Source organism: Sphingomonas sp. NFR04, from assembly GCF_900114095.1.
Lineage (GTDB): Bacteria > Pseudomonadota > Alphaproteobacteria > Sphingomonadales > Sphingomonadaceae > Sphingomonas.
In genome coordinates this window covers 934,716-955,351 of the sequence record NZ_FORV01000001.1, presented here as the reverse complement: position 1 = coordinate 955,351, position 20,636 = coordinate 934,716, and the positions used below count along the sequence as shown (strand labels likewise).

Sequence of the window (20,636 nt, the reverse complement as noted above, 5' to 3'; positions counted from 1 at the left end):
AAACGCCCGCGTGACCGATTGGCTGCATGCTGCAATGCTTCGTTGCGGCGCACAAGCGGGGAATGTGCACGTTTGCGCATCGGCGGATTTTTAAGCGTTGGCGTGGCAGGATGCGGGCATGTTGCTCTTCTTGCTCGCGCTCGCCGCCCCCGCGCCGTTCACCGTCGCCGAGACGGGGCAGGGCTATCCGACCCTTGCCGCTGCCGTGGCCTCGGTGCGCGACGGCACCGCGACGATCCTGATCGCGCCGGGCACCTATCAGCAATGCGTGGTGCAGGCGGCCGGGCGGATCACCTACAAGGCGATGCAGCCGGGCACCGCGATCTTCGAGCGCACGGTGTGCGAGGAGAAGGCAGCGTTCGTGCTGCGCGGGCGGGGATCGGCGGTGGACGGCGTGGTGTTCCGCAAGTTCCGCGTGCGCGACGGCAACGCCGCGGGCATCCGCATCGAGATGGGCGACCTGACCGTCACCCGCTCCACGTTTCTCGACAGCCAGGAGGGCATTCTCGGCGGGGGTCACCCGACGGTGCGCAGCATCACCATCGACCGCTCCAGCTTCGCCGGGCTCGGCCAGTGCGACGAATCGCCGAACTGTTCGCATTCGGTCTATCTGTCGGTCGATGGGCTGGTGACGATTACCCATAGCCGCTTCGAGCGCGGCACCGGCGGCCATTACGTCAAGCTGCGCGCGCGCCGGGTGGCGATCACCGGGAACAGCTTCGATGACAGCGCGGGACGCAAGACCAACTACATGATCGACCTGCCCGAAGGCGGCACGGGGACGATCGCGCAGAACATGTTCGTGCAGGGGCGCGACAAGGAGAATCGCTCGGGGCTGATCGTGGTCGCGGCCGAGGCGCGGACCTATCCGACCGACGGTCTGCGGGTTGAGGGCAATACCGCCGGCCTGGCGCCGGGGGCACCGGCGGACCCGGCGTTCGTGGCGGATCTATCGGGCGGGCGGATCACGGTGGCGAACAACCGGCTGACAGGGATGCGGGCGTTCGAGAAACGTTGACCTTGAATTCCTCCCCGGAACGGGGAGGGGGACCAAGCCGCCCTAGCGGCTTGGTGGAGGGGCCGCGCCGTAAGGCGCGGGTTGGTCGAGCTGGATACCGCCGCTTGCGCGGCGGCCCCTCCACCACCGCCTTCGGCGGCGGTCCCCCTCCCCGTGCCGGGGAGGATCTTGGCTCACTTGCAGCTGTCGCCCACCCCCGCATCGATATCCAGGCAGCGCCCGTCGATCTCCACCGGCACCGGCACCTTGATCAGCGCAGCCAGCGTCGGCGCGATGTCGACCGTTTCCACCGACAGCGGCTGTTCGAAACCGGTCATGCCCTTGCGCCAGAACAGGATCGGCACGCGGCGATCATAGTCCCAGAAGCTGCCATGCGTCGCGACATTGCCGATCGACGGATCGAGGATCGGCGTCACGCGCGGCTTGAGCGCCACGATCAGGTCGCCGGAACGCTCCGGATTGTACGAGGCGCGGGCGCGCTCCAACAGGCTCCAGGTCTCGGGCGGGGTGTGGACGATCGGCGTCGCTTCGATCTGGGCGCGGGTGAACACCGTCTGGACCTGCGGGTTCGCCGCATAGAGCTTCGCGGCCTCGGCCAGCACCGCCGCGCGCTTCGCCTGCGGGACCGACGGCGTGACATACACATCGCCACCCGGGCCGCCGACCAGCACCGTGCCGGTAAGGCCCAGCTTGCCTGCCAGTGCGCGGCTGATGTTGGTGGTGGTCACGTCGGCGGTGATCCGCTGCTCGGTCGGCGCGCCATGCTCGCGGTGGCGTTCGGGCAGGTCGTGGCCGCCATGGTCGGCGGTCAGCACCACCTGATAGTCGACGCCGGTGCGATCCAGCGCCTCGAACAGCCGGCCCAGCGTCTGGTCGAGCGAGAGCAGCTGCAGGCACATCTCGCTGCCCTCGGTGCCATAGGTGTGGCCGACATAGTCGGTGGCCGAGGCGCCGAGGATCAGCAGGTCGGTATGGCCCTGCTGGCCCAGCTTCATGTCCGTCGCGAGCTTGGCGCCGAGCGCCAGCACCGCGTCGTCGAACTCGGGCGAGATGCGGAAGGCCTTGGCGTCACCCGCAGCACGGGCGAAGCGGCCGTCGCCCACGGTCCGGCTCGCGCTCACCGGAATGGCGCGGCTGCGGGCCTTGCAGAAGCCCGGCAGGTCGAGCGCGGGCTGCGCCTCGGCGATGCGCGCGGTGGTCGCGGCGTTGATCTTCGTCACCGCGTCGGGCGCGGTGCGGCCGGCATAGGACACGAAGGCCTTGCCGTCCCACCACCAGAGCTCGTCGACCTTGTGGCCGCCCATCATCACCGCGGCGCGGTCCTTGCCGGCGACCGACACGACGCGCGACTGCGGATCGGCCTGCTTCATCCACTCGCCCAGCGTCGGCACCTTCAGATGCTTGTCGGAGACGGTGTAGTGGTTCGAATCCGAGCCCGGCACGCTCTCGTCCTCGGCGCAATAGACCGTCTTGTCGGCGCGCGGGGCGGCGAAGTCGGTCCAGTCGTTGGCGATGATGCCGGTGCGCGAGGGGTGGTCGCCGGTCAGGATCGTCGAGTGGCCGGGGCAGGTCTCGGTCGCGGCGTGGCTCTGATAGCCTGCCGGGAACACCGCGCCGGTCATCAGCCGCGCAAAGCCGCTGGTGAACTGGCTGCGATATTCGGAGAAGAGATCGGCCGAGAACTGGTCAACCGAGATCACCACCACCAGCTTGGGCGGCGTGGCCGGAGCAGCGGGCGCGGGCGCGCTCTGCTGGGCGAGGGCGGGGGTGGCGGCCAGCGCGAGGGCGGCGAGGGGGGCAAGCAATTTCATTCGGGGCCGGCTCCGGGCACGGGTGGACGTTGGTACACCCAGCTATTGTCGAACGCGGCGAACTGGGCAAGGACGGCGCCATGGCCCAGCTTCGTTTCGCTTTGATGTCGCTCCTGCTGCTTCTGCTCGGCGGCACGCCCGTGATGGCACAGGGGTTCGCCAAGGGCCCGCATGTCCGCAGCGAACTCGTGGCGGAGACGACGCAGCCGAAGTCCGGCAGCGACGTAACGCTGGCGCTGGTCTCCACGCCCGATCTGAAATGGCATGCCTATTGGCAGAACTCCGGCGATGCGGGGCTGTCCGCCGAGGCGCGTTGGACCCTGCCGGCGGGCGTGAAAGCGGAGGATTTCCGCTATCCGGTGCCGCAGCGACTGCTGATCGCGGGGCTGATGAACTATGTCTATGAAGGCACCTTCGTCCGGCTGACCACGCTGCACATTCCCGCCGACGCCAAGGGCGTGCTGCCGGTGAAGCTGAAGCTCGACTATCTCGTCTGCACCGATACGCTGTGCGTGCCCGAAAAGGCCGAGCTGGCGACGAGCCTCACCATCGGCGACGGCGCAATCGACCCGGCGACGCGGGCGAAGTTCGACGGCTGGCGGGCCAAGCTGCCCAAGCCGCTGAGCACCCCGGCGAGCTTCCAGGCCGAGGGCGGCACGCTGCGGATCGCGGTGCCTTATCCGGCGGGCGCGGCGGCCAAGGATGTGTATTTCTACCCGCTGACCGCCAACGCAGTCGACTATGCCGCGCCGCAGACGGTGGTGCGTGACGGCGACCGGCTGGTGCTCGAGACCAAGGCCCGCACCGCGCCCGCCGCGCTGGAGGGCGTGCTGGCGATCGACGGGCAGGGGCTCACCGTCACCGCCAAGCCCGGCACCGTCGCGGCGGTCGAGCCGGCGGCGACCACGTGGCTGGCGGCGATCGGGGCGTTCTTCGCCGCGGTGCTGGGCGGGCTGATCCTCAACGTGATGCCCTGCGTCTTCCCGATCCTCAGCCTCAAGGCGCTGAGCCTCGCCAAGGCCAACAACGACCAAGGCAGCCCGCGCGCCGAGGCGCTCGCCTACACCGCCGGCGTCGTGGCAGTGTGCCTCGCGCTGGGCGGGCTGCTGCTCGGGCTGCGCGCGGCGGGGGCGACGGTGGGCTGGGCGTTCCAGCTGCAGGACCCCCGCGTCATCCTGGTGCTGCTGCTGCTCGTCGCGGCGATCGCCTTCAACCTGGCCGGGTTGTTCGAGATCACCACGCCCGCCTTCGTCAACCGTGCGGCGAGCAAGGGCCATGGCGGCGCCTTCGCCACCGGCGCGCTGGCGGCGTTCATTGCCACGCCGTGCACCGGGCCGTTCATGGCCTCGGCACTGGGCGCCGCGCTGGTGCTGCCCTGGTTCGCGGGGCTGGCGATCTTCGGCGGGCTCGGGCTGGGCATTGCGCTGCCCTTCCTGCTGCTGGGGTTCGTGCCGGCCTTCCGGCGCAAGCTGCCCAAGCCCGGCGCCTGGATGGCGACGATGCGGCACATCCTCTCCATCCCGATGTTCCTCACCGCGCTGGCGCTCGCCTGGGTGCTGGGCAAGCAGGCCGGGGTGGACGGGATGACCATCGGGCTGGCAGCAATGCTGCTCGCCACGCTGGGCCTGTGGTGGGCGGGCGCCCGGCAGGCCAAGGGGCGCAGCCGTGCCTGGCTGCCGGCGGTGCCGCTGGTGCTGCTGGCGCTCGCCAGCGTCGCGCTGGTGCATCCGGCGGCAGCGGGCGGAGCGCCCGCCGCCATGGCCGGGGCCGAACCCTTCAGCGAAGCCCGCCTCGCCGAGCTGCGGGCGCAGGGGCGGCCGGTCTTCGCCTATTTCACCGCAGACTGGTGCCTGACCTGCAAGGTCAACGAGAAGGCGGTGATCGAAACCGCCGCGGTGGAGCAGGCGCTGGCCGACGGCAAGGTCGCGGTGCTGGTCGGCGACTGGACCAATGGCGACGCCACGCTCGGCCGGTTCATCGAGGCGCATAACCGCGCCGGCGTGCCGCTCTACCTCTGGTACAAGCCGGGGCAGGACGCCCCCGAGGTGCTGCCGCAGGTGCTGACCCAGGACCTGCTGGCGAGCCGCGCCAAGGGTGGGTGAGGTTTACCCTCACCACCCTACCACCGTCATCCCCGCGGAGGCGGGGATCCATTTGCCAGGACGGCTCAGCTCTTTCTGCGACGCACAGGCCAATGGATCCCCGCCTTCGCGGGGATGACGCGGTAGGTTGGAAAGCGGTGTAGCCACACAGCCCCTCACCGCAGCGTCTTGATGATCCCCGAAAAGTCCAGCCCGGCGCCTTCGCCCTCGACGAACGCCGCGTAGAGCTGCTCGGCGCGCTCGCCCATCGGCACTTGCGCGCCGACGCTCGCCGCCGCTTCCAGCGCCAGCTTAAGGTCCTTGAGCATCAGCGGCGCGGCGAAACCGCCCTGATAGTCGCGATCCGCCGGGGTTTCCGGGCCGACGCCGGGGACCGGGCAATAGTTCGTCATCGACCAGCTTTGCCCTGAGGAGACCGAGGCGATGTCGAAGAAGCGCTGCTGGTCCAGCCCCAATTTCTCCGCGAGCGCGAAGGCTTCGCAGGTGGCCACCATCGTCGCGCCGAGGATCATGTTGTTGCAGATCTTCGCCGCCTGGCCCGCACCGCTGGCACCGGCATGGATCACCGCCTTGCCCATGTCCTCGAGGAAGGGCTCGGCGCGCTCGAACGCCGCCACCGCGCCGCCGACCATGAAGGTGAGCGTGCCGGCATTGGCGGCGGCGATCCCGCCCGACACGGGCGCGTCGACCGCTAGCAGCCCGCGCTGGGTCGCCGCCTCGGCCACGCGGCGGGCGGTGGCGACGTCGATCGTCGAGCAGTCGATCAGGATCGCGCCGGCCTCGGCATGGTCGAGCAAGGTCTCGCTATAGAGCGCCTCCACATGCCGCCCGGCGGGCAGCATGGTGACGATCGCCTCGGCACCGGCAATCGCTTCGGCGGCATTGCCAGCGGGCAGGCAGCCGGCCTTCTTCGCGCGGTCCAGCGCTTCGGGCGACAGATCGAAGGCGCGGACGTCGTGGCCGGCCTTGGCGAGGTTCGCCGCCATCCCGCCGCCCATGTTGCCGAGGCCGATAATTGCTACGCGTGCCATTCAGGTACTCCCCTCCCGCTTGCGGGAGGGGCTGGGGGTGGGCGCTCCCTCTCCACAAGCGATGGTGTCGCGGATGCCGGGGGCCCACCCCCCCGGCCCCCTCCCGCATGCAGGAGGGGGAGTGGTTCAGTGCCTCAACGCCCGGACCAGTTCCCCGGTCGCTTCTCGACGAACGCCGTCATGCCTTCCTTTTGGTCCTCGGTGCCGAACAGCGCGTGGAACAGGCGGCGCTCGAACTGCACGCCCTGCGCCAGCGTCGTCTCGAACGCCACGTTTACCATTTCCTTGTTGGCCTTCACCGCCAGCGGCGGCATCGCGGCGATGGTGGCGGCGGTCTTGACCGCCTCTTCCACCAGCCCGGCGGCGGGCAGGATGCGGCTGACCAGCCCGGCGCGCTCGGCTTCGGCGGCGTCCATCATCCGGCCGGTGAGGCACATCTCCATCGCCTTGGCCTTGCCGACCGCGCGGGTCAGCCGCTGCGAGCCGCCCATGCCCGGCGAGACGCCGAGCTTGATCTCGGGCTGGCCGAACTTGGCGTTGTCTGCCGCGAGGATGAAGTCGCACATCATCGCCACTTCGCAGCCGCCGCCCAGCGCATAGCCCGACACCGCCGCGATGATCGGCTTGCGGTTGCGGGTGAAGGCGTCCCAGCCGGCGAAGAAGTCATGGCCGTACATGTCGGCAAAGCCCTGTGCCTGCATTTCCTTGATGTCGGCACCGGCCGCGAACGCCTTTTCGCTGCCGGTCAGCACCGCACAGCCCTGCGACGGATCGGCATCGAAGGCGCGCATCACCTCGAGCAGCTCGGTCAGCACCTGGCTGTTGAGCGCGTTGAGCGCCTTGGGCCGGTTGAGCGTGATCAGCGTCACCGCGCCGCGCTGTTCGACGAGGAGGGTTTCGTAGGAAGACATGGGGTTCTCCGTTCAGGGCTTCCAGGCCGCGTCGGCGGGCACGGGAGCGAAGATGGCATCGATCGCGGCGCTGTCCACCGCGGCCGGGGTGGAAGGAGACCAGCGCGGGCTGTTGTCCTTGTCGACGATCACCGCGCGCACGCCCTCGGCGAAATCGGGCAGGCGGCAGACGCGGGTTGCGACGGCATATTCCTGCGCCATCTCGGCGGCGAAGTCGGGCATGGTACGCCCTTCATGGACGATCCGCAGCGAGACCTTGCAGGCCTGGGGCGATTTGGTGCGCAGCGTCGCGAGCGTCGCCGCAGCCCATTCGCTGTCCTCTGCTTCCAGCGCGGCAAAGATGTCTTCGACCGTCTCGCCGGCGAACAGCCGATCGATATCGGCATAGTGCGCGAGGATCTTGGCGATCGGCGCCTCGATCGACAGGTCGTCGAGGATCGCCAGCGCCTTGTCCGGGGCGGTGGTGATCTGGGCCTTGGCGGAGTCGAGCGCCTCGGCGGGGAGGTAATGGGTGGCGAGCCCGAGCGCGAGGCATTCGGCGCCGTCGAGCCGGTGGCCGGTCAGCGCCAGATACTCGCCCATTCGCCCCGGCAGGCGCGACAGGTACCAGCCGCCGCCGACGTCCGGAAACAGGCCGATGCCGGTCTCGGGCATGGCGAATTTGGTGTTCTCGGTCGCCACCCGGAGCCGCGCCGGCTGCGAGATACCGACACCGCCGCCCATGACGATGCCGTCGGCAAAGGCGACGATCGGCTTGCGATAGGTGAACAGCCGGTGGTTGAGCCGGTATTCGATGCGGAAGAAGTCCGCCGCTTGGGCGCCGTCGCTGGCGCCGCTCTCGGCGATCATGCGAATGTCGCCGCCGGCGCAGAAGCCGCGGCCCTCGGCATGGTCGAGCAGCACGATGTGGACGGCGTCATCCTGCTCCCAGGCGTCGAGCGCGTCGAGCATCGCCTGGCACATCGCGGTGTTGAGCGCGTGGAGCGCCTTGGGGCGGTTGAGGCGGAGCCGCGCGACGGGGCCTTCGATGGCGGTGAGGATGTCCATCAGCAAGATCCTCCCCGGCACGGGGAGGCTTCCCGGTGCATCCAAAAACCACCGTCATTCCCGCGAAGGCGGGAATCCATTCGCCTGTGCGCTGGGGGAAGGAGCCGCGGGTTCAGCGCCAATGGATCCCCGCCTTCGCGGGGATGACCGTGGGAGTAGCTGGGAAGCACAGGACCATCCTCCCCCCGAACGTTCCGGGAAAGCGAAATCAACCCGGCTTCCTCCTCGACGGAAACGACGCACGCGTCAGAACGAAGCATAAACACACTGCTGTAGGAAAGCATTTTCGTGTCAGTCCTTCAGCAGATCGCGACCGACGATCATCCGCATCACCTGGTTGGTGCCCTCGAGGATCGAATGGACGCGCAGGTCGCGCCAGAAGCGTTCGATCGGATAGTCCATGAGGTACCCATAGCCGCCATGCAACTGCAGCGCACGGTCGACCACCGATGAGCCGGTGTCGGTCGCCAGCCGCTTGGCCATGGCGGCGAAGCGCGTCTTGTCGGGCGTGCCGGCGGTCACCTTGGCGGCGGCGAGGTAGAGCAGCGCACGCGCGGCCTCCAGTTCGGTCGCCATGTCGGCGAGGGTGAACTGGGTGTTCTGGAAGTCGGCGATCGCCTTGCCGAACTGCTTGCGCTCCTGCGTGTAGCGCACCGCCTCGTCGAGGCAGCGCTGCGCGCCGCCGAGGGAGCAGGCGCCGATGTTGAGCCGGCCGCCGTCGAGCCCCATCATCGCGATGCGGAAGCCTTCGCCCTCGGCGCCGATCAGGTTTTCGGCGGGCACGCGGACGCTGTCGAAATTCACTTGCGCGGTCGGCTGCGAATGCCAGCCCAGCTTGCGCTCCTGTGCGCCGAAGCTGACGCCGGGCATGTCCTTCTCGATCACCAGCGCGGAGATGCCCTTGGGGCCGTCCTCGCCGGTGCGGACCATGGTGACATAGAGGTCGTTCTCGCCGCCGCCCGAGATGAACTGCTTGGTGCCGGTGACGACATACTGGTCGCCGTCCCGCACCGCGCGGGTCTTGAGCGCGGCGGCGTCCGAGCCCGAGCCCGGTTCGGTGAGGCAGTAGCTGGCCAGCCGGTCCATGGTGACGAGGCTGGGGAGATACTTGTCCTTCACGGCCTGCGCGCCGAACCGGTCGATCATCCAGGCGGCCATGTTGTGGATCGAGATGAATGCGCTGGTCGACGGGCAGCCATAGGCCATCGCCTCGAAGATCAGCGCGGACTCGAGCCGGCCGAGGCCGATGCCGCCCGATTCCTCCGACACATAGATCGCCGCGAAGCCGAGCTCGGCGGCGGCCTTGATCGTCTCGCGGGGGAAGATGTGCTTCTCGTCCCACTCGGCCGCGTGCGGGGTGATCGCATCGGCGGTGAACTTCTGCGCCATCTCCTGGATCTGGCGCTGGTCGTCGGTGAGGTCGAACTGGTGGGTCATTCGAAATCCCAAGAGAAAATGGTTTTCAGGTCACAGCGGCCGGGGTCTTCGCCTTCCTGGAAGAGGAGGACCCGACCGATCGCCGCCAATTGTGCTGCCGAAAGTGGGTGCATGGATTTGAAATAGGCCGCACCTTGCCGGCCGTTCCAGATCGCTACCAGATAGGTATGGCCAACCTTCTTCTGTGCGAACCGGATCTGCCCGCCGGTGGTGCGGGCCTTGATCTTCCGCCCCCTAGGTTCGGCGGCCCAGCCTATCCCGTCGACCTCAAGCGTACCGAAGGCGCCCTCCCATCGGAAGGTACCTCCATGGATGCCGCCTTCGAGCGTGACGATACGTTCGCCAGCCTTGAGGTCGATGATTGGCGAATAGCCGCAGAACCTACCTGGTCCCTTCAGCTCGCCCGCAATCGCAGGTGCAGTGGCAATCGCCACCAAGCCGATCGCGAGCGGAAGAAGCGCAGGCCCCACGCCGGTCACCCCATGGTCGGGATGACGAAGGCATTGCTGCCGTCGGGGGCGCCGTCGGGCCAGCGCTGGGTGACGGTCTTGACCTTGGTCCAGAAGCGGACGCCTTCCATGCCGTGCTGGTTGATGTCCCCGAACGCCGAGCGCTTCCAGCCGCCGAAGCTGTGGTACGCCACCGGCACCGGGATCGGCACGTTGATGCCGACCATGCCGACATTGACCCGCGCGGCGAACTCGCGCGCGGCGTGGCCGTTGCGGGTGAAGATCGCGACGCCGTTGCCGTACTGGTGCTCGCTCGGCAGGCGCAGCGCGGTCTCGAAATCGGGGGCGCGGACGATCTGGAGGACCGGGCCGAAGATCTCCTCCTGGTAGCTCTTCATCGCCGGGGTCACGCGATCGAACAGCGACGGGCCGATGAAAAAGCCCTGCTCATGGCCCTGGAGCGAAAAGCCGCGGCCGTCGATCACCAGCTCGGCGCCTTCGTCGACGCCGGTCTGGATCCAGTTCTCGACGCGGGCCTTGTGCGCGGCGTTGACCACCGGGCCGTACTGCGCCTCGGCATCGGTGGAGACACCCACCCGCAATGCCTCGATCGCCGGGATCAGCTTTTCGCGCAGGGCATCGGCGGTCTTGTCGCCGACCGGCACCACCACGGGGAGGGCCATGCAGCGCTCGCCCGCCGAACCGAACGCCGCGCCGGAAAGGTCCGCCACGACCTGGTCGAGATCGGCATCGGGCATGACGATGCCGTGGTTCTTGGCGCCGCCCATCGCCTGGACGCGCTTCCCCGCCTCGACGCCGCGACGATAGACATAATGCGCGATGTCGGACGAACCGACGAAGCTCACTGCGCTGATCGCCGGATGATCGAGGATCGCGTCGACCATCTCCTTGTCGCCCTGCACCACCTGCAGGATTCCCTCGGGCGCACCCGCTTCCAGCATCAGCTCGGCGAGGCGGACCGGCACCGAAGGATCGCGCTCGGAAGGCTTGAGGATGAAGGCATTGCCGCAGGCGATCGCCACGCCGAACATCCACATCGGGATCATCGCCGGGAAGTTGAACGGGGTGATGCCCGCGCCGATGCCGAGCGGCATGCGCATCGAATAGACGTCGATGCCGGGACCGGCGCCCTGGGTGTACTCGCCCTTGAGCGCGTGGGGGATGCCGCAGGCGAACTCGATCACCTCGAGGCCGCGCTGGATGTCGCCCTTCGAATCCGCGATCACCTTGCCGTGCTCGGAGGAGAGCAGGTGGGCGAGCGCATCCATGTTCGCCTCGACCAGCTCCTTGAAGCGGAACATCACGCGGGCGCGGCGCTGCGGGTTGGTCGCGGCCCAGCCGGGCTGGGCGGCCATCGCGGCGGCGACCGCACGGTCCAGATCGGCGGCGGTGCCGAGCGGAACCTGCGCCTGCACGGCGCCGCTATTGGGGTCGAAAACGTCCGCCGTCCGGCCTGCGCCGCCACCGGCATGGCCGACGATCACATGATCGATAACACGCATCATACTCTCCTGCGGATCGGCTGGACGCCGACTCATCCGTTGTAATTAAGTTGCGCAATGACACAGCGCCTTCCCGATGTCACCCCGGGCGATGGGGCGGGGCAACGCACCCTCTCGCGTCATCCCCGCAAAGGCGGGCTCCATTGGTGGGAACGGCGCGGCGCCATCCCCGGCGGCCCGGCAAATGGATTCCCGCCTTCGGGAATGACGACGGTTGTGCGGGCGAGGCTTCCCCGACCAAAGGCCTTTGGTGTACTAGGCGCCTGCAACACGTGCAGGAGAGACAGCCATGCCGCCGATGAGCCCCTGGTCGCACACGCGCCGCGAAGGCTATGCCGACGACATCGATTTCGAGATCAAGGGCCAGGAGCTGCAGTTCGTCGAGATCGAGCTCGATCCTGGCGAGAGCGCCGTCGCCGAAGCAGGCGCGATGGTGTGGAAGGATGCCGCCATCACCATGCAGACCGTGTTCGGCGACGGCAGCAACGCCGGCGGCGGCTTCATGGACAAGCTGCTCGGCGCGGGCAAAAGGCTGGTCACCGGCGAGGGGCTGTTCACCACCGTCTTCACCCACCAGGGCAGCGGCAAGGCCCGCGTCTCCTTCGCCTCGCCCGTACCCGGCGCGATCGTGCCGCTGCGGCTGGCGGACATCGGCGGCACGCTGATCTGCCAGAAGGACGCATTCCTCGCCGCCGCCAAGGGCGTGCAGATGGGGATCGCCTTCCAGCGCCGGGTGATGACCGGGCTGTTCGGCGGCGAGGGCTTCATCATGCAGCGGCTGGACGGCGACGGCTGGGTGTTCGTCCAGATGGGCGGCGCGATCGTCGAGCGCGAGCTGGCGCCCGGCGAGGAACTCCATGTCGATACCGGCTGCCTCGCCGCGCTGACGCCCTCGGTCGACTTCGACCTCGTCTCGGTCGGGGGCGTGCGCAGCATGCTCTTCGGCGGCGAGGGCGTGTTCTTCGCCCGGCTGCGCGGGCCGGGCAAGGTGTGGATCCAGTCGCTGCCGTTCGCACGGCTGGCCGGCCGCATGCTCGCCGCGGCCAATGGCGGCGGGCACAATCGCGGCGAGGGTTCGGTGCTGGGCGGCCTGGGCGACTTCATCGGCGGCAATCGCTGAGATGGCAGACACGCCGGTGCTGACCACCCCGCGGCTGCGCCTGCGGCCGCGGACGGTGGACGATGCCGAGGCGCTGTTCCCCAGCCTCTCCGATCCCGCGCTGATGACCTGGTGGAGCCATGCGCCCCACGAGACCGTCGAGCAGACCCGCTCCAGCCTGTCGCGCGGGGACCCGGCCTGGCGCGTCTGGGCGATCACGCGCGCGGGCGACGACACCGCGATCGGCTATGTCGCGGTGGGCGAGAAGCGGCCCGCGGTCAGCGAGATCGGCTATCTGCTCGCCCGGCCGCATTGGGGGCAGGGGATCGCCGAGGAGGCGATCGGCGCGGTGCTCGACCAGCTCTTCCTCGCCGCGAACCATCGGCGGGTTTTTGCGGACACGGACCCGGACAATGTGTATTCGCGCCGGCTGCTCGAACGGCTGGGCTTCCGGCTCGAGGGGGTGCTGCGCGCCGAATGGGAGACCCATATCGGCGTGCGCGACACCACGCTCTACGGGCTGCTGAAGGAAGACTGGACATGCCGACCCCGCCCCGCCTGAACGACCCCGCCGAACGCGCCGCCTACAAGGCCGAGCTGCGTGCAGTGGCGCGGCCGCTGCGGATGGGCGCGGTGTGGCTGGCGGTACTCGGCGCGCTGCTCGCGGCGCTGCGGGCCAAGGTGTGGCCGATGCCGATCGCGGTGCCTGCGGCGGTGCTGGGCGTGGCGTTCTTCCTGATGGTGCTCGGCATCACCGTGCGGGTGAAATACCACCAGCGGCGGATGCGCGGGGAGCTATAGGGGGCGCATCCGAAGGTGCGGCGCGCGGGGGATCCGATTTGGATGCGTTTCTCCGCGCTGCGGTGAAATTGGCGCTGTCCTACACAGCATGTTTCCGTTTACGTTTTGTTCTCTATCGGAGGGCGGCGTATGCGAGGAGCGAGCAATCAGACGAGTGGGGACAGCGCCTTCGCGCGCTACCTGCGAAGTGGCCGGCATGTGCCGGATCTGCCGGACGACGGCGCGATCGAACTAAAGTTCAACCCGAACCACGATCCCGGCGACGGGCGATTCACCTCGGGGCCGGGGGACGGGCAAGCGGGGCCCCGCGCCCCCGAGTCGAGCGGCGGCAGGCGTACCCGGCGTGCAACGCGGTCGGATGATGGCGCCAGGCTCGGCATTCTTTCCGAGCGACACGAGACAAGCGGGCGCGGGCCCGGCACGGTCAGCACCGGAAGGGGCGATGCCGGCGGCGTATCCTATGGCAGCTACCAGCTCGCGACCAATACCGGAGACGCCGCGGCCTTCATGGCGAGCGATGCGGCGAAACCTTGGGCACGCGACTTCAAAGGCCTTGTGCCCGGTACGCCGGCGTTCACTAAGCGATGGAAGCCCGTCGCCCGGCGGGACGCGCAAGCATTTGGCGACGCCCAACATGCGTATGTCCAGGAGAGTCACTATGCGCCGGTAGTCCGGCGGGCCGGGCGGGCGACCAGCTATGATCTCGACGGGGCGAGCGATGCCGTTCGCAACGTTACTTGGTCGATCGCCGTGCAGCATGGTCAAGCGGCCAACATTCTCGCCGATGCGGTGCGCCAGACCGACCGGACGGTGGCAAGGTCCGATCCGCGATACGAGGAGGCATTGATCAACAATGCGTATGCGCGGCGGGGCGAGCATGTTCGGCACCTGTGGAAGCGTCAACTCGCCGCCGGAAAGCGTGACCAGGCCAGCCAATCTGCCGATATACTGAAAAATCGCTATCCGCAGGAACATGCCGATGCGCTAGACATGTTGCGGAAGGAACGTGGGCGATAAGGCGCGGGGGGCGTGCATCATGTTCGATGGGTTGATGCTGGCAGCAATGATCTTCGCAAACATGCCCGCCACGGGGCCGGATGCGAAACAGGTATTTCCGCCGAGCTATTTTGTCTGCATTCGCAGGGCAAAGGACCGCTTTCCGAAGAACGAGGTGCGGCGAGACGCGGCTGAAGAGAATTGCGCGGAAGATGCCTTCGAGCGCCGCGAACTAATCCTCAACGCAACCTATGAGTCGCTGCGCGACAGCCTGCCTCTGGAGCCAAGGACGCGTTTGATCACGCTCCAGCGGGCGTGGTCGAATGCGACCGAGGACAAATGCTGGGACCAAACCGCCGGCGACAGGGCGGAACCTTATTATGTGGTCCTATATGCCTGCAAGCTGATCGAGACTGATCAGCGCATTACCTGGCTGCGTGCGCAGACGCGTTCGGGGCGTTCCGGGCGACGGCCATAAGCGGCGCGGCGATCAGGCTGCTTGGAAGCAGTGGTGCGGCCCTGACCTTGCGCTTCAGATGGCGACGAAAGGTGGATTCCGATGCTTGCATTTGTGGCGATGCTGTGGGGGCTTGGGCCGATGTCCGTGCAATCGCCGGCATGGCTGGGCGAATTTTCGGCGTCGTTCCACGCCTGCATGCGCTCCGCGAAGCGATGGCAGCGAAGCCGGTCCGACGATGAGAACCTGTTCGAGATAGCGCGCATGGCCTGTGCGGAGGCGGAGTGGAAGCGGCGCGATCGGGTGCTGAACCAGCTGTACAAGCGCGTCCACGACCGCCTCCCCCCGGCGCAGCGCACGAGGCTGGCCGCGCTGGAGCGGCAGTGGGTCACCGAGCGCGAAATGCAGTGCAATGCCGAGACCGAGAAACATTCGTTCGAGAGCGAAGGCGTGACCTTCTATCTCTGCCGCGTGCATGCGACCAACCAGCGCATCCGCTGGCTGCGCGCGCCCGACGTCCGTGCGACGCGCAACGCAGCGCGCTGAGCGCCGCCCGCTCAGGCGTCGATCACCTCTTCATCCAGCCGCGCCGCATTCTCCTGGATGAACGCGAAGCGGTGCGCCGGGTTGTTGCCCATCAGCCGGTCGACCAGGTCCTTCACCCCTGCGCGCTCCTCATATTCCTGCGGCAGCGTCACGCGCAGCATGCCGCGCGTCTTGGAGTCCATGGTGGTTTCCTTGAGCTGGTTCGGGTTCATCTCGCCGAGACCCTTGAACCGGCTGACTTCCACCTTCTTGCCCTTGAACGCCGTCTTCTCGATCTCGATGCGGTGCGCATCGTCGCGGGCGTAGAGGCTCTTGGAGCCCACGGTCAGCCGGTAGAGCGGCGGCTGGGCGAGGTAGAGATGGCCCTTGCGTACCAGGTCCGGCATTTCCTGGAAGAAGAAGGTCATCAGCAGCGTCGCGATGTGCGCGCCGTCGACATCGGCGTCGGTCATGATGATGATGCGCTCGTAGCGCAGATGCGCCGCGTCGCAGTCCTTGCGGGTGCCGCAGCCCAGCGCCTGGATCAGGTCGGCGATTTCCTGGTTCGCCAGGATCTTGGCCGAGGTGGCACTGGCGACGTTGAGGATCTTGCCGCGGATCGGCAGGATCGCCTGGGTCTTGCGATCGCGCGCCTGCTTGGCCGAGCCGCCGGCCGAATCGCCCTCGACGATGAACAGCTCGGTGCCTTCGGGGCTGTCGGCGGAGCAGTCGGTCAGCTTGCCGGGCAGGCGAAGCTTGCGGCCCGTGGTGGCCGACTTGCGCTTGACCTCGCGCTCCTGCTTGCGGCGCAGGCGATCGTCCATCCGCTCGAGCACATAGCCGAGCAGCGCCTTGCCGCGCTCCATATTGTCGGTGAGGAAATGGTCGAAATGGTCGCGCACCGCCTTTTCGACGAGCGCGGTCGCCTCGGGGCTGGTGAGCCGGTCCTTGGTCTGGCTCTGGAACTGCGGCTCGCGGATGAACACCGAGAGCATCACCTCGGAGCCGGTGACGACGTCGTCCGGGCTAAGGTCCTTGGCCTTCTTGTTGCCGACCAGGTCGGCGAAGCTGCGGAGGCTGCGCACCAGCGCCTGGCGCAGGCCCTGTTCATGGGTGCCGCCGTCGGGCGTGGGAATGGTGTTGCAATACCAGCTGAAGCTGCCGTCGCTCCACAGCGGCCAGGCGACCGCCCATTCGACGCGGCCCTGCGACTCGGGGAACTCCTGGGTGCCCGCGAAGAAATCGGCAGTGGCGCATTCGCGGCTGCCGACCTGCTCCTTCAGGTGATCGGCGAGGCCGCCCGGGAACTGGAACACGGCTTCGGCCGGCGTGTCGTCGGTGATTAGCGAAGGATCGCACTTCCAGCGGATCTCGACGCCGGCGAACAGATAGGCCTTGGAGCGTGCGAGCTTGTACAGCCTAGCGGGCTTGAACAGCATCTCGCCGAAAATCTCGGGATCGGGGGTGAAGGCGACGCTGGTGCCGCGCCGATTGGGGGTGCCGCCCAGCTTCTCCAGCGGGCCGAGCGTCTGGCCCTGGCTGAAGCGCTGGCGGTAGAGCTGCTTGTCGCGCGCGACCTCGACCACCGTGTCGACCGACAGCGCGTTGACCACCGAGATGCCGACGCCGTGCAGGCCGCCCGAGGTGGCGTAGGCCTTGCCCGAGAATTTGCCGCCCGAGTGGAGCATCGAGAGAATCACCTCGAGCGCCGACTTGTCCGGGAAGCGCGGGTGGGGATCGACCGGCATGCCGCGGCCATTGTCGACGATGGTGATGCGGTTGGGCGCGGCGAGCGTCACCTCGATGCGGTTGGCATGGCCCGCGACCGCTTCGTCCATCGCATTGTCGAGGATTTCGGCGGCGAGATGGTGCAGCGCGCGCTCGTCGGTGCCGCCGATATACATGCCGGGCCGGCGCCGCACCGGCTCCAGGCCTTCGAGCACCTCGATCGACGAGGCGTCATAGGTGCCGGCGGGGACGGAGGGCGCAGCGAAGAGGTCTTCGGACATGCGGAACGTATAGGGGGTGCGGGGGTGCCCGCGCAAGGCGGGGGAGGGGGAGGGATTTGCCGGAGGCGCGTCGTTCAAGATCCTCCCCGGAAGGGAAGGGGGACCGCACATGCCCAAAAACCCCCGTCATCCCCGCGAAGGCGGGGATCCATTGGCGCTGAAGCCGAGGTTTCTGCCCCCAGCGCACAGGCGAATGGATTCCCGCCTTCGCGGGAATGACAGCGTATTTGGGCGGGTGCGGCCCAAAATTCCATCTGCGGTCCCCAGCACCCGATGCTCGTGCCGGGGAGGATCTTAGCAGGTCACCGCGGCCGCGGGGTGCCGCCGAAGGGCATGGTCGGCGCGGGGCGACGGTCGCGGCGGGGGAGCTGCGCCTGATAAGCGTGGCCGCAATGATCGACGCAGTACGGGAAACCCGGGTTCACCTTCTCGCCGCAGAAGTGGAAGTCCGGCTCGCCCGGATGGCCGAGCGGCCATTTGCAGATCTTGTCGTTCAGATCGAGCAGCGTCGTCTTGCCCGCGATCGCCTCGCTCGGCTTGGCGGGGACGAGGCGGCGCGGCGGGGCGGGGGTGCTCGGCGGGGCCTGCTCGCCCGGATTCTGGCGGATGAAGCCGCCCGGGCCGACCGACCGGAGAACCTGCTGCGGCGCGCGCGGTGCTGCGGGTTCGACAGCGTCGGAGTCGCTGTCGAAGTCGGCATCGTCGACGGGCGCGGGTGCCGCAGGCGCGGGGGGCGCCGGGCGCGGCGCCGGTGCGGCTGCCTGGGGCCGCGGCGCGGCGGGTGCCGGCGCGGGCTTGGGCGCGGGTGCCGGCTTGGGCTCGGCCGGGGCTGCCGCCGCAGGGGCAGCCGCCGCAGCGGCCGCCTTGGCTTCGTTGGACTTCACCGGCGACGGACGCGAGGGCAGGCCGAGGCGGTGGGCCTTGCCGATCACCGCGTTGCGCGACACGCCGCCCAGTTCCTCGGCGATCTGCGTCGCGGTCAGGCCGCTGTCCCACATCTTCTTCAGCGTTTCGATACGCTCGTCGGTCCAGCTCACTTCGGTTCCTTCGTCTTGCGGGCGGCGGCGTCAGCGGGTACGCGATCGCGTCATGAGCAGCCACCCCGAAATCGGTTCACAGCTTCCCGAGCCGGGCGTTCCGGTGATTCGCAACGTCAACTGGGGAGGCTTGCGCACCCTCTATATCAAGGAGGTGCGCCGTTTCTTCAAGGTGCAGCTCCAGACGGTGTGGGCGCCGGCCGTCACCACCCTCCTCTATCTGGTGATCTTCACGGTTGCGCTGGGCGGCGGCGGGCGGATGCTGGTGCTGGACGGTGTCCCGATTCACTATGCCGATTTCATCGCGCCCGGCTTGATCGTGATGGGCATGCTGCAGAACGCCTTCGCCAATGCCAGCTTCTCGCTGCTGGTCGGCAAGATCCAGGGCACCATCGTCGACTATCTGATGCCGCCGCTCTCGACAGGCGAGATGCTGGCGGCGCTGGCCGGCGGATCGGTGACGCGCGCCTTCTGCGTCGGTGGCGCTGTCTGGCTGGCGATGGCGCTGTGGGGTGTGCACGTCTTCCCGGCGCATCTCTGGGCGGTGCTGTGGTTCGGCTTCCTCGGCTCGCTGTTCCTCGCGCTGATGGGCGTGCTGACCTCCATCTGGGCGGAGAAGTTCGATCACGCCGCGGCGATCACCAACTTCGTCGTCGCGCCGCTGTCGCTGCTCTCGGGTACCTTCTACTCGGTCGAGAACCTGTCGCCGGTGTTCCGCGCGATCAGCCATGCCAACCCGTTCTTCTACATCATCTCGGGCTTCCGCTACGGCTTCCTCGGCGTCGCCGATTCGCCGATCCTGCTCGGCACGGGCGTGATCCTGGGGCTCGACGTGGTGCTGGGGCTGTTCTGCTACACGCTGCTGCGCCGCGGCTGGAAGATTAAGAGTTAACCGATACCCGGCCTTAAGCCGGGCCCTGCTATGGCGGCGTCTTCCGAGGAACGTCGCCTGCCATGCTTCACTTCGACTCCGCCCATTTCGATGCCCGGTCCGACGAGACGACGTCGCTGGCCGAGATCCTGGGTGCCTTCTCCTACGCGCTTGACCTGACCGAGGGGCAGCCTGCAGGCCATTCGCTGCGCGCCTGCTGGATCGCCAGCCGGATGGCGGCGGCGCTCCAGCTGCCGGCCGCGGACCGGCGGACGATCTATTATGCGACGCTGCTCAAGGACCTGGGCTGCAGCAGCAACGCCGCGCGGATCGCCGAACTCTATCTGGCGGACGATCGCCGGGTGAAGCAGGAGCACAAGCTGCTTGCCGTCGGACTCGGGCCGACGCTGCGCTATGTCTTCACCCGCACCGGCCAGGGCGAGCGGTTGGGTGCGCGGGCCAAGGCGATCCTGACCATCCTGCGCGACGGCAACGCCATCGTCACCGACCTGATCCAGACCCGCTGCACCCGCGGCGCCGACATCGCCCGCCAACTGCGCTTCCCCGAGCCGGTGGCGCAGGCGATCGCCTCGCTGGACGAGCATTGGGACGGCAGCGGCAAGCCGCTGGGCCTGCGCGGCGACGCAATCCCGCTGGCGGCGCAACTGGCGCTGCTCGCGCAGATCGCGGACGTGTTCCACGCCGCCGGCGGCCCCGAGGCAGCGATCGAGGAAGTGGCGGCGCGCGCGGGCAGCTGGTTCGATCCGGCGCTCGCGCGGTGCTTCGCCGTGCTGGTGACCCGCACGCCCGGCTTCTGGGCCGAACTGGCCCACCCCGCGCTCGAGGCCCGGGTCCGCGCCTTCGAGCCCGAGGAGCAGCGCGTTGCGGTCGACGAGGGTTATCTCGACGACATCGCCGCCGCCTTCGGCGCAGTGATCGATGCCAAGAGCCCCTATACCGGCGGCCATTCGGGCCGGGTGGGCGCGTACACCGAAGCGCTGGGGCAGGCGCTGGGCGTGGAGGGCGCCACCTTGCGCACGCTCAAGCGCAGCGCGATGCTCCACGATGTCGGCAAGCTGGCGGTGAGCAGCCGCGTGCTGGAGAAGCCGGGCAAGCTCGACGAGATCGAATGGGAGGAGATGCGCAGCCATGCCGCGCACACCACCGCGATCCTTTCGCGCATCGCGCCGCTGCGCGACATGGCGGCGGTGGCCGGCGCGCATCACGAGCGGCTGGACGGGCGCGGCTATCCGCTGGGGCTCGACGCGATGCTGATCGCGCGCGAGGCGCGGATCATCACCGTCTGCGACTTCTACGACGCGCTCACCGCCGATCGTCCCTATCGCGCCGCGCTGCCGGTGGAGCAGGCGCTGGGCATCATGGCGGGCGAAGTCGGCAAGGCGATCGACGGCGAGGTGTTCGCGGCCTTGCGCGATATCGTTACGAAGGAATAACTTCTATCCGATAGCGAAGAGGGAACGGCGCGCGGGGGCGGGCCGGGGGACGGGGGTC

The 20,636-nt window shown here is 68.4% G+C and carries 19 protein-coding genes; 10 read left to right on the top strand and 9 right to left on the bottom strand.

Annotated features, from left to right (window positions below; translation table 11 throughout):
* The first annotated feature begins 118 nt into the window (after positions 1-118).
* A complete protein-coding gene (locus tag BM009_RS04335) occupies positions 119-1,018 on the top strand; it encodes a right-handed parallel beta-helix repeat-containing protein (RefSeq protein WP_093294645.1) in 900 nt (299 codons plus the stop codon).
* Between the two features lie 173 nt (positions 1,019-1,191).
* On the opposite strand, the gene BM009_RS04330 is transcribed toward BM009_RS04335, so the two are convergent.
* A complete protein-coding gene (locus BM009_RS04330; protein ID WP_093294092.1) occupies positions 1,192-2,829 on the bottom strand; it encodes an alkaline phosphatase family protein in 1,638 nt (545 codons plus the stop codon).
* A gap of 80 nt (positions 2,830-2,909) precedes the next feature.
* On the opposite strand from BM009_RS04330, the gene BM009_RS04325 reads away from it, so the two are divergent.
* Positions 2,910-4,931, top strand: a complete 2,022-nt coding sequence (locus BM009_RS04325; protein WP_093294090.1) for a protein-disulfide reductase DsbD family protein — start codon at positions 2,910-2,912, stop codon at positions 4,929-4,931.
* 155 nt (positions 4,932-5,086) lie between these two features.
* Here the strand turns inward: BM009_RS04325 and mmsB are convergent, their stop codons facing one another.
* The 6 genes from mmsB to BM009_RS04295 all read right to left on the bottom strand — a co-directional run bounded on the left by mmsB (position 5,087) and on the right by BM009_RS04295 (position 11,329).
* Positions 5,087-5,962, bottom strand: coding sequence for a 3-hydroxyisobutyrate dehydrogenase (gene mmsB / locus BM009_RS04320; protein WP_093294089.1), 876 nt, complete (start codon positions 5,960-5,962; stop codon positions 5,087-5,089).
* A gap of 134 nt (positions 5,963-6,096) precedes the next feature.
* A complete protein-coding gene (locus tag BM009_RS04315; RefSeq protein ID WP_093294087.1) occupies positions 6,097-6,873 on the bottom strand; it encodes an enoyl-CoA hydratase in 777 nt (258 codons plus the stop codon).
* A gap of 12 nt (positions 6,874-6,885) precedes the next feature.
* Positions 6,886-7,923: an enoyl-CoA hydratase/isomerase family protein gene (locus BM009_RS04310; RefSeq protein ID WP_175487908.1), complete on the bottom strand. Its 1,038-nt coding sequence runs from the start codon at positions 7,921-7,923 to the stop codon at positions 6,886-6,888.
* Between the two features lie 288 nt (positions 7,924-8,211).
* Positions 8,212-9,357, bottom strand: coding sequence for an acyl-CoA dehydrogenase family protein (locus BM009_RS04305; protein WP_093294083.1), 1,146 nt, complete (start codon positions 9,355-9,357; stop codon positions 8,212-8,214).
* On the bottom strand, positions 9,354-9,827 hold the full coding sequence (locus BM009_RS04300) for a hypothetical protein (RefSeq protein ID WP_217644163.1): 474 nt from the start codon (positions 9,825-9,827) through the stop codon (positions 9,354-9,356). The genes BM009_RS04305 and BM009_RS04300 overlap by 4 nt, the downstream gene beginning before the upstream one ends.
* Positions 9,828-9,832: 5 nt before the next feature.
* Entirely contained in the window at positions 9,833-11,329 is a 1,497-nt protein-coding gene (locus tag BM009_RS04295; protein WP_093294642.1) for a CoA-acylating methylmalonate-semialdehyde dehydrogenase, read from the bottom strand.
* 289 nt (positions 11,330-11,618) lie between these two features.
* On the opposite strand from BM009_RS04295, the gene BM009_RS04290 reads away from it, so the two are divergent.
* The 6 genes from BM009_RS04290 to BM009_RS04265 all read left to right on the top strand — a co-directional run bounded on the left by BM009_RS04290 (position 11,619) and on the right by BM009_RS04265 (position 15,228).
* Positions 11,619-12,449: a TIGR00266 family protein gene (locus BM009_RS04290; RefSeq protein WP_093294082.1), complete on the top strand. Its 831-nt coding sequence runs from the start codon at positions 11,619-11,621 to the stop codon at positions 12,447-12,449.
* A gap of 1 nt (position 12,450) precedes the next feature.
* Entirely contained in the window at positions 12,451-12,990 is a 540-nt protein-coding gene (locus tag BM009_RS04285) for a GNAT family N-acetyltransferase (protein WP_093294080.1), read from the top strand.
* Positions 12,969-13,229: a hypothetical protein gene (locus BM009_RS04280; RefSeq protein WP_093294079.1), complete on the top strand. Its 261-nt coding sequence runs from the start codon at positions 12,969-12,971 to the stop codon at positions 13,227-13,229. Before BM009_RS04285 ends, BM009_RS04280 begins: the two co-directional genes overlap by 22 nt.
* A 198-nt stretch (positions 13,230-13,427) precedes the next feature.
* Positions 13,428-14,246 (top strand): VgrG-related protein, encoded by an 819-nt coding sequence (locus tag BM009_RS04275; protein ID WP_139216528.1) that lies wholly within the window; start codon positions 13,428-13,430, stop codon positions 14,244-14,246.
* Positions 14,247-14,265: 19 nt separating this feature from the next.
* On the top strand, positions 14,266-14,703 hold the full coding sequence (locus BM009_RS04270; RefSeq protein WP_139216527.1) for a lysozyme inhibitor LprI family protein: 438 nt from the start codon (positions 14,266-14,268) through the stop codon (positions 14,701-14,703).
* Positions 14,704-14,802: 99 nt separating this feature from the next.
* The gene (locus tag BM009_RS04265; protein WP_254772176.1) at positions 14,803-15,228 is read left to right on the top strand and encodes a lysozyme inhibitor LprI family protein; all 426 of its coding nucleotides are present in this window, start codon (positions 14,803-14,805) and stop codon (positions 15,226-15,228) included.
* An 11-nt stretch (positions 15,229-15,239) separates the two neighbouring features.
* Here the strand turns inward: BM009_RS04265 and parE are convergent, their stop codons facing one another.
* On the bottom strand, positions 15,240-17,216 hold the full coding sequence (gene parE, locus BM009_RS04260; RefSeq protein WP_093294072.1) for a DNA topoisomerase IV subunit B: 1,977 nt from the start codon (positions 17,214-17,216) through the stop codon (positions 15,240-15,242).
* A 302-nt stretch (positions 17,217-17,518) separates the two neighbouring features.
* Positions 17,519-18,253, bottom strand: coding sequence for a GcrA family cell cycle regulator (locus BM009_RS04255; RefSeq protein ID WP_093294071.1), 735 nt, complete (start codon positions 18,251-18,253; stop codon positions 17,519-17,521).
* Between the two features lie 52 nt (positions 18,254-18,305).
* Between BM009_RS04255 and BM009_RS04250 the strand changes: the two genes are divergently transcribed.
* Together BM009_RS04250 and BM009_RS04245 are read left to right on the top strand one after the other, a co-directional pair.
* On the top strand, positions 18,306-19,145 hold the full coding sequence (locus BM009_RS04250; protein ID WP_093294069.1) for an ABC transporter permease: 840 nt from the start codon (positions 18,306-18,308) through the stop codon (positions 19,143-19,145).
* Positions 19,146-19,207: 62 nt separating this feature from the next.
* Entirely contained in the window at positions 19,208-20,578 is a 1,371-nt protein-coding gene (locus BM009_RS04245; RefSeq protein ID WP_093294067.1) for an HD-GYP domain-containing protein, read from the top strand.
* Positions 20,579-20,636 lie beyond the last annotated feature (58 nt).

Excerpts from the sequence above, each read along its gene's own strand:
- BM009_RS04335 (WP_093294645.1), top strand. The coding sequence starts at position 119 with ATGTTGCTCTTCTTGCTCGCGCTCGCCGCCCCCGCGCCGTTCACCGTC.
- BM009_RS04330 (WP_093294092.1), bottom strand. The coding sequence starts at position 2,829 with ATGAAATTGCTTGCCCCCCTCGCCGCCCTCGCGCTGGCCGCCACCCCC.
- BM009_RS04325 (WP_093294090.1), top strand. The coding sequence starts at position 2,910 with ATGGCCCAGCTTCGTTTCGCTTTGATGTCGCTCCTGCTGCTTCTGCTC.
- mmsB (WP_093294089.1), bottom strand. The coding sequence starts at position 5,962 with ATGGCACGCGTAGCAATTATCGGCCTCGGCAACATGGGCGGCGGGATG.
- BM009_RS04315 (WP_093294087.1), bottom strand. The coding sequence starts at position 6,873 with ATGTCTTCCTACGAAACCCTCCTCGTCGAACAGCGCGGCGCGGTGACG.
- BM009_RS04305 (WP_093294083.1), bottom strand. The coding sequence starts at position 9,357 with ATGACCCACCAGTTCGACCTCACCGACGACCAGCGCCAGATCCAGGAG.
- BM009_RS04295 (WP_093294642.1), bottom strand. The coding sequence starts at position 11,329 with ATGCGTGTTATCGATCATGTGATCGTCGGCCATGCCGGTGGCGGCGCA.
- BM009_RS04290 (WP_093294082.1), top strand. The coding sequence starts at position 11,619 with ATGCCGCCGATGAGCCCCTGGTCGCACACGCGCCGCGAAGGCTATGCC.
- BM009_RS04285 (WP_093294080.1), top strand. The coding sequence starts at position 12,451 with ATGGCAGACACGCCGGTGCTGACCACCCCGCGGCTGCGCCTGCGGCCG.
- BM009_RS04280 (WP_093294079.1), top strand. The coding sequence starts at position 12,969 with ATGCCGACCCCGCCCCGCCTGAACGACCCCGCCGAACGCGCCGCCTAC.
- BM009_RS04270 (WP_139216527.1), top strand. The coding sequence starts at position 14,266 with ATGTTCGATGGGTTGATGCTGGCAGCAATGATCTTCGCAAACATGCCC.
- BM009_RS04265 (WP_254772176.1), top strand. The coding sequence starts at position 14,803 with ATGCTGTGGGGGCTTGGGCCGATGTCCGTGCAATCGCCGGCATGGCTG.
- parE (WP_093294072.1), bottom strand. The coding sequence starts at position 17,216 with ATGTCCGAAGACCTCTTCGCTGCGCCCTCCGTCCCCGCCGGCACCTAT.
- BM009_RS04250 (WP_093294069.1), top strand. The coding sequence starts at position 18,306 with ATGAGCAGCCACCCCGAAATCGGTTCACAGCTTCCCGAGCCGGGCGTT.
- BM009_RS04245 (WP_093294067.1), top strand. The coding sequence starts at position 19,208 with ATGCTTCACTTCGACTCCGCCCATTTCGATGCCCGGTCCGACGAGACG.